Source organism: Mesorhizobium sp. M7A.F.Ca.CA.003.01.2.1, assembly GCF_003998945.1.
Taxonomy (GTDB): domain Bacteria; phylum Pseudomonadota; class Alphaproteobacteria; order Rhizobiales; family Rhizobiaceae; genus Mesorhizobium; species Mesorhizobium ciceri.
On sequence record NZ_RZRA01000549.1, the window covers coordinates 1 to 3,820 of the forward strand.

A 3,820-nucleotide genomic window follows, 5' to 3' on the forward strand; every position below is an offset into this window, starting at 1 on the left:
ATGCCATCCCATCCGAGACCGCGCTTTCGATCGCCAACTTCCTGAGAGGGCTGGCGCGCGAACTGCTCTTCCGCGCCCCCGGCGATCCGCAGACATCAACCGTCACCGTCGCCCGGCAATATGCGGCTGGTATTGCCCAGCGAAACGGTACCGGGGAATTGCTGCAGATCGCGGCATCGTTGCGCATCATCGCCGCCGCGATGGAGGATTTTCCGGATTTTTTCGCCAGGGATAAAGGCTAGGCGGCCGCTATCGCCAGCGCGTGGCCGCGTGCGTTTTCGCGCAGCGCGTCGAGATGGATCGACTTGACCAAGGCGGCGAGATCACCCTCGGCGGATTGACCGCCCACTTCCTTGAGCATCAGCCAGCTTACCTCCTGCACACCGGCGACGCGCTTGCCGTTGGCGACCTCGCGCCAGATCTTCAGCGCACGCAGGATGATGGCGTGCGTGGCGCCGGCGAGCCCGGCGCTGCGGAACAATGCCTGCAAAGCCACGTCGTGCCCGCCGGCCAGCAGCGCCCTAACCCTTTGTTCGGACTGCTGGCTGAGCGCAACCAGTGCCGAGCCGAAGAAATCGACCTTGCCATGCGCGATGGTGCGGATGAGGAAGCTCGCGGTGAGGTCGCCACGCAGCCTGAGATGCTCGATCAGGGCCGCATGTTCTTCCGTGCGCGTGCCTTCGATCAGCGTCACCGAAGCCTTGACGCAGGCGTCGCGCATGACGCGGTCGGCTCGCGCCGCGCCCATCATCGCCATCACCAGTGGCGACGTTTTCAGCATTTCGCCAAGCTTGACGAGCAGCATATGCCGGCAGTCGGCCGGCAGCCTGACATCCGATATCAGCGCCTCGCGCACCAGCGGCAGGTGCCCATGCCGTTCGGCCATGCGGCGGAAGCTGAGCGAGGCGATGTCGGCGCCGCTGTTGGCGAGCAGCACGGCGCAGGCGTCCGCCTCGCCGATCTCGGCGATGGCCGCCGACAGCGCCATCGAGACGAGCGGCCGGTCTGCGATCAGTTTTTGCGTCGCCTTCGGACTCGAAGCCACGCGGTTGATCAGGTCGGCGTCGGTGAGCAGCGGCGAGCGCGCCAGCACCACGCCGGCGACTTCCGGCTGGTCGGAGGCCAGCACGCTGATGATCTGCATTGGCGCGTGTTGGCTCATCGACAGCGCCTCGGCCATCGCCAGCCGCACCTTTGACGAGGCATCGTCGAGCAACAGTGTCAGCGCCGCCTCTGCGGCGCAGCGGTCCTCGAAGGGCAATTCGGAATTGATGTAGGCTCGGGCCAGAGCGCTCGCCGCCGCGGCGCGCTCCGACACCTTGGCCGTGTAGATCCATTTCAGGAAATGCGAAACAACAACCATGCCCGCCTGCTTACGCCCCTTGCCGGAAGGTTCCGACCCCACTGACGACCGTAGGCAGAATTGGTTTACGAACCGTTCACCATGTTCATTAACTGGCTTGCGAGGCTGATTTGCAGCGCCTATCAACCGTCAAGCACCTGAGGAGAGAGAAATGGCCGGACTTTATCTCGAAGAGTTCGTCGTCGGCCATGTCTTCCAGCACACGCTGCGCAAGACCGTTACCGAAAGCGACAACATGCTGTTTTCGGTGATGACGCTGAACCCGCAGCCGCTGCACATCGACTTCGATTTCGCCACCAAGAGCGAATGGGGCAAGCCGCTGGTCAATTCGCTGTTCACGCTCGGGCTGATGATCGGCATTTCGGTCAATGACATCACCGTCGGCACCACGGTGGCCAATCTCGGCATGAAGGAAACCGTGTTTCCGCATCCGGTCTTCCATGGCGATACCGTTCGCGTCGAAACGACAGTCATCTCGGTGCGCGAGTCCAGGTCGAAGCCCGATCGCGGCATCGTCGAATTCGAGCATCGCGCCTACAACCAGCATGGCGATCTCGTCGCCAAATGCACCAGGCAAGCCATGATGCTGAAGAAGCCGGCCTGATCATGCGCTCGCTGCTGTTCGTCCCCGGTGATTCCGAGAGGAAGCTGGAAAAGGGTTTTGGTGCCGGCGCCGACGTGGTCATCGTCGACCTCGAGGATTCCGTGGCGCCGCACAACAAGGCGCTGGCGCGCGTCGTAGCGGCGCGCTTCATCCTGGAACGCAGGGCACAAACGACTTCCGCCATCTATGTCAGGGTCAATGACCTCGCGACCGGGCTGACGGATGACGATCTGGCGGCGCTGGTTCCGGCGAAACCCGACGGCATCATGCTGCCCAAGTCGAACGGCGGCCAGGATGTGCAGCACCTGTCGGCAAAACTCAGGGTGCGCGAGGCCGAAAAAGGCCTGGCCGACGGCGCGATCAAGATCCTGCCGATCATCACCGAAACGCCGGCAGGCGTGCTGGCGGCGGCAACCTATGCCGGGACCAGCGCGCGGCTTGCCGGGCTCACCTGGGGCGCGGAAGACCTGTCGGCGGCGCTCGGCGCGCGCAGCGCCCGCGACGAGCATGGCCGCTACACGGACGTGTTCCGTCATGCTCGCACCATGACCATACTCGCCGCCGGTGCGGCGGAGGTCGCGGCGATCGACACCGTCTTCCCAAATTTTCGCGACATGGCGGCCTTCGCCGCGGAGTGCGCCGAGGCCGAACGCGATGGCTTCACCGGCAAGATGGCGATCCACCCCGATCAGGTGCCGGTCATCAACGCAGCCTTCACGCCGTCGGCCGAGGCGGTGAGACAATCGGCGGCAATCGTTGCTGCGTTCGCGGCAGCGGGAAGCCCCGGCGTCGTCGCTATCGACGGCAAGATGTTCGACCGCCCGCACCTGCGGCTGGCCGAGCGGCTTCTGGCGCGGGCGAAGGCGGCAGGTGTTTCCGCCTGAGCGCCTGCTACCAAACCAATGGAATCAGGCGGTAACGGACCCGGGCCACATAGTCGTCATAGCCGCGCAGACCGGCGCGAAGCGTTTTCTCTTCGATGAAGGTGCGGATGGCCAAGAGAACGACGAGCACGAGCACCGACGCCAGCCCCCACCAGGAACCAAGCAGAAGTGCCGTGCCGGCGAAGAAGAGGATGGCGCCGGCATACATAGGATGGCGGACGTAGCTGTAAGGCCCGGTGGAGATCACACGTTGTCCGCGTTCGTCCTGGATCTTGACCACGGGCGCCGCAAAACTGTTCTCCAGCATCGTCAGATAGCAGATCCAGATTCCGAGCAGCAGGACCAGTGCGCCGACCACCTGCACCCAGACGGGAACCGCCGACCAGCCGAAACGCACGTCGAATCCCATGAATATCTGAGAACCAAAGATGGCGAGCAGAAGTATGGACAGCAGCACCTTGTCGGCCGCGTCCTGATTCTTCTGGATGGGAGAGCTCAGCCGCTCATTCATCAGACCGGGATCGCGCCTCGCCAGCGCCACGCCCAAGGTGAGACTGAGGCCCACCATCCCCACCAGATAGACCCAGGCCCCCGGCCAATGCAGCGTGCCGGCCGACAGGAAGAGCAAGGCGCCCATGGCGACGAACCAGACGAATGTCTGAAGAACCAATTTCGCGATCATGATCGACCTGCCTTGATATCCGCTGATGATTGGTATTTTAGACCATTGGTCTACCATACAGACCACTGGTCTATAGTTCAAGCGAACCTTCGACCCGAGGCTCCGAACTCCAGCTTAACAAAAGGCTTGCGGCAGTCGGTTGTGTTGGCGGCTTTTTGCCGGGCAGCCTTCCACGATAGGAATTTTTTCTTGACTCGGTGATCTCAGCTATGGTACATTTTTGCCCATGGTGCTGATTTGCGCCAGTGACCCGCCGCACAGGCGGGTTTTTCGTTTGATGCTCCGTC

At 63.0% G+C, this 3,820-nt stretch carries 5 protein-coding genes and 1 pseudogene; 3 read left to right on the forward strand and 3 right to left on the reverse strand.

Translation table 11 applies throughout. From position 1 onward, the window contains the following. Positions 1–242: pseudogene (locus tag EN969_RS20810) on the forward strand (FUSC family protein); the annotation flags it as partial. Here the strand turns inward: EN969_RS20810 and EN969_RS20815 are convergent. After that, entirely contained in the window at positions 239–1,363 is a 1,125-nt protein-coding gene (locus tag EN969_RS20815) for a DUF2336 domain-containing protein (protein ID WP_063167881.1), read from the reverse strand. The pseudogene EN969_RS20810 and the gene EN969_RS20815 sit on opposite strands and share 4 nt — an antisense overlap. Positions 1,364–1,514: 151 nt before the next feature. On the opposite strand from EN969_RS20815, the gene EN969_RS20820 reads away from it, so the two are divergent. Next, a complete protein-coding gene (locus tag EN969_RS20820; RefSeq protein ID WP_063167880.1) occupies positions 1,515–1,967 on the forward strand; it encodes a MaoC family dehydratase in 453 nt (150 codons plus the stop codon). Positions 1,968–1,969: 2 nt separating this feature from the next. Then, entirely contained in the window at positions 1,970–2,851 is an 882-nt protein-coding gene (locus EN969_RS20825) for a CoA ester lyase (protein WP_063170219.1), read from the forward strand. A 7-nt stretch (positions 2,852–2,858) separates the two neighbouring features. On the opposite strand, the gene EN969_RS20830 is transcribed toward EN969_RS20825, so the two are convergent. After that, positions 2,859–3,533, reverse strand: coding sequence for an isoprenylcysteine carboxylmethyltransferase family protein (locus tag EN969_RS20830; RefSeq protein WP_013531970.1), 675 nt, complete (start codon positions 3,531–3,533; stop codon positions 2,859–2,861). A gap of 70 nt (positions 3,534–3,603) precedes the next feature. After that, the coding region (locus tag EN969_RS35575) for a hypothetical protein (RefSeq protein ID WP_206525196.1) at positions 3,604–3,820 on the reverse strand (217 nt) is incomplete at its 5' end.